General features: G+C 61.3%; 3 protein-coding genes and 1 pseudogene. All 4 read right to left on the bottom strand.

Annotated features, from left to right (window positions below):
* Nucleotides 1–194 precede the first annotated feature (194 nt).
* Nucleotides 195–434: pseudogene (locus CHB75_RS21045) on the bottom strand (transposase); the annotation flags it as partial.
* A 69-nt stretch (nucleotides 435–503) separates the two neighbouring features.
* Nucleotides 504–1,991 (bottom strand): AMP-binding protein, encoded by a 1,488-nt coding sequence (locus CHB75_RS21040; RefSeq protein ID WP_089274110.1) that lies wholly within the window; start codon nucleotides 1,989–1,991, stop codon nucleotides 504–506.
* A gap of 9 nt (nucleotides 1,992–2,000) precedes the next feature.
* A complete protein-coding gene (locus tag CHB75_RS21035; protein WP_089274108.1) occupies nucleotides 2,001–2,414 on the bottom strand; it encodes a DUF3830 family protein in 414 nt (137 codons plus the stop codon).
* Between the two features lie 16 nt (nucleotides 2,415–2,430).
* Complete coding sequence (locus CHB75_RS21030) at nucleotides 2,431–3,240, bottom strand: TRAP transporter large permease (RefSeq protein WP_342745332.1); 810 nt, start codon at nucleotides 3,238–3,240, stop codon at nucleotides 2,431–2,433.
* Between the last annotated feature and the right edge of the window lie 94 nt (nucleotides 3,241–3,334).

Below are 3,334 nucleotides of genomic sequence, written 5' to 3'. Positions count from 1 at the left end.
TCAATGCCCTCGGCACTGCCGAGATCATTCGCGTGGCATAACGCCAGCGGGGTAAGGGGAAGTCATGCCTCAGGCGTGAGTTCTGCAACAATGCCGTCGCAACTAAGCACCGCGATACGCGGCGTGTATTTTCACGATCTCTTCGCCTTCCGGGGTCTGGCTAGTTGTTCAGTCCCGGCATCTGGTGGACAGCAAAGGGCGCTAAAATACGGTACCGCCCAGTCCAGTCCGAACAGCACGTGCAAAGTCAGGCCGGCCTGGATGGCGGCATCGCTGAAAATCTGTTGCCGACCGCGAGTGCCGCTCGGTGTTGGCGCCCACACCATATCGGGATCAAATCAGATCGACAGCGATCCGCAGCGCTTCAAGCGGTCGTTGTAAGCCGACCAGCTTGCGGTCTTGTACTTTGTCGGGTCCCACGTATCGTGCTGGATTCACAGAATGAAACCCCTAAGTTCATTTAGTCAACAAGCCCCATCAAAGCCCCTATCTCAAAGGCCTTGTCAGAGGAAGGTGGCCCGCAATGCCTTTCGACGGATCTTGCCAAAGCCGTCACGCGGCAAAATTTCTAGCGCCCGGACCAGTTTCGGGGCCTCGGCGGGTGCCAAGCGTTCGGTACAAAAGCTGTGCAGAGCGCCAAGTGCCAACATGCTGCGGAGTACCACGCAGGCCACGACCTTTTCGCCCCAGTCGCGGTCGGGAATGCCGAACACCACAGCATCAGTCACGTCCGGGTGCTGCAGCAGAACGGCTTCGACCGTCTCGGGGTGCACCTTAACTCCGCCAGTATTGATCATGTCATCCCGCCGGCCGCCAAGGTAGAGAAAGCCCTCATCGTCCAGCCAGCCAACGTCACCGATGCTCTGATAGCCATCGGCATCACGCTCCGGTCGCGGCGCATCCGGTCCGAGGTACTGCGCCCGCCCGCCCAAATCCGCAGGCCGCATGAATATCTCTCCAGCCTCGTGGACAGATAGGCGGTCACCGTCTGAGCTGTAGATGCGGATTTCCGTCTCGAAACCGGGCCCGACAGAGCCTTGGTGCGTCAGCCATTCCATGCCCGTGATGGTGGTCTGGCCTGTGTTCTCGCCCGAGCCGTACATCTCGGTCACACGTTCCGGCCCCAGCACGTCGATCCAAGCCTGCTTCAGCCATGCCGGACAAGGCGCACCAGTGTGATATAGCGCGTACAGGCTATCAAGGGTCACCCCGCTTGCCGGAAGCGCGTCAAGCATCCGGACCATCATTGTAGGCACCAGCATGGCAAAGCCAACTCCTTCGTCGTCGATCGCCCGCAGTGCGCCGGAGGCATCGAAACGCTCCATGAGAACGAGGCGGTTGCCCTCGAACAGGCCGTTCTGAGCCCAGGTGAACGGCGCGTTGTGGGACATGGCCCCACAAACAAGCTGGGTCTGGTCGTTGCGAAACCCGAGCCGTGGCGCGATGCGCCCCCAACTGGCACCGGGGATGCGGGCAAAAGGCCGGTCGTCGGCCATCATCTTGGGCAGTCCGGTAGAGCCCCCGGACAGCACGATCTTGCCGGGACACGGCGTACCATCCAGGACTGGCCTTTCGGGCTGCACTGCTGCCTCGGCCTCGAAGGTTGCAAGATCCAGATCGCCCAGCCCCGGCGCGGGGCCGATCACCAATCGTGCACCGCTGCGAACTTTCATAGCCTCGGCCGTGTCGGGCTGGATCCCGGGGTCGAGCACCATCGTGGTGGCGCCCAGCCGCCACACGGCAAGCGCCATCACAAGATGTGCGGGCACATTCCCGAGCGCGAAGGCCACGACATCTCCCTGCACCACGCCGTGCGCCCTGAGTCCCCGCGCATACCGATCCACGAGTTTATCCATCGCCTCCCAGCTGAGCGAGACTGGCGCGCCCTCAGCGGGGAGGAAACGCACGGCTTCCCCGCCGCCACGCTCGGCGGCAAGTTGGCGCAGCCGGGCACCGTAAGTGATCGGGGCGTCAAGAACAGTGTTCGACATGGGCAGACTTCAAACCTCCTCGAAGAGGATCTCCTGCGCACCATCCCAGAGCACCTTGGGACCAATCTCGGCCAGCTTGTCCAGATTGGAGGTCAGGGTGATGAAATGGTTGCCCGCAAGCTGACCCATCTTGGAAGCGAAGTGAACTCCCCCGTAGGCCAGCAGGATCTCGGTTTCCGAAATGCCGCCCGGGTAGAGGATGAACTGCCCCGGCGCGGGGAAACTCGTGTGGTTCTCGTACTCCACGCCAAAATCCATCTCTCCCAGCGGGATCCACACACCCTCGCCGCTCCATCGGACGTGAACCACTTGGCTCTTGTAGGGCAATTGTGCGCGGAAGGCCGCGACGGTTTTCGGTGCCTTTTCCTCTTCGAATTGCGCGTCGAACACGGCACCGGCAATGGTAATCTTGAGCTTGGACATGGTTTCTTTCCTCTAGTCAGTCGATAAGTCCGAAAAGTCGTGGCAGGAATAGTGGCAGGTCAGGGATGAAGGTTACGGCGAGGAGTATCGTGAAGAGCCCGCTCAGCGGCCAGACCAGTCGCCGTGCGACCGAGAGCACCGGCCGCCCCGCCACGCTGGAGGCGACGAAGAGCGATACACCATAGGGCGGTGTCACGGTGCCGATGGCACAGTTGAGGATCACCAGCAGTGAGAAGTGGATTGGGTCCACACCCATCTGCGCGGCTATGGGAGAGAGCACCGGAACTATGATCAGTATCGCCGCGATGGTCTCGAGGAACATACCGACAAACAGGAAAAGCAGGTTGGCGATGATCAGGAACACCACCTGCGAAGTGGACACGCTCGTGATCCATTCGCCAAGCATCTTCGGTACGTTCGCATTGGCAATGAGCCAGGAAAATAAGGCCGCAGTGCCAATGATGAGCATCACTGCGGACGAAAGCGATGCGGTGCGCAGGATCAGGTTGGGCAGCTTGCGGATGTCGAGGTCTCCGTAAACAAAGAGCCCCACGAGCAGCCCGTAGAACCCCGACACGGCGGCGGCCTCGGTCGGCGTGAACACCCCGCCAAGAATGCCGCCCAGGATCAGGATCGGCATTCCGGCTGCGGGCAGGGCCGCCCAGCCGGTGCGGCAAAGGCGCGCGAAGGTAAAGGGCTCGGTCTCGCGATAGGCCTCACCGCCGTTTCTGGCCTGAACATAGGCCACGATCATCAGCATGACGATGCACATTAGCCCCGGCAAGACGCCCGCGATGAACAGCGCGCCAATCGATACGTTCGACAGGCATTGTTGCAGAACTCACGCCTGAGGCATGACTTCCCCTTACCCCGCTGGCGTTATGCCACGCGAATGATCTCGGCAGTGCCGAGGGCATTGA

Source organism: Puniceibacterium sediminis (assembly GCF_900188035.1).
Lineage (GTDB): Bacteria > Pseudomonadota > Alphaproteobacteria > Rhodobacterales > Rhodobacteraceae > Puniceibacterium > Puniceibacterium sediminis.
This window is presented reverse-complemented; position numbering and strand designations above follow the sequence as displayed.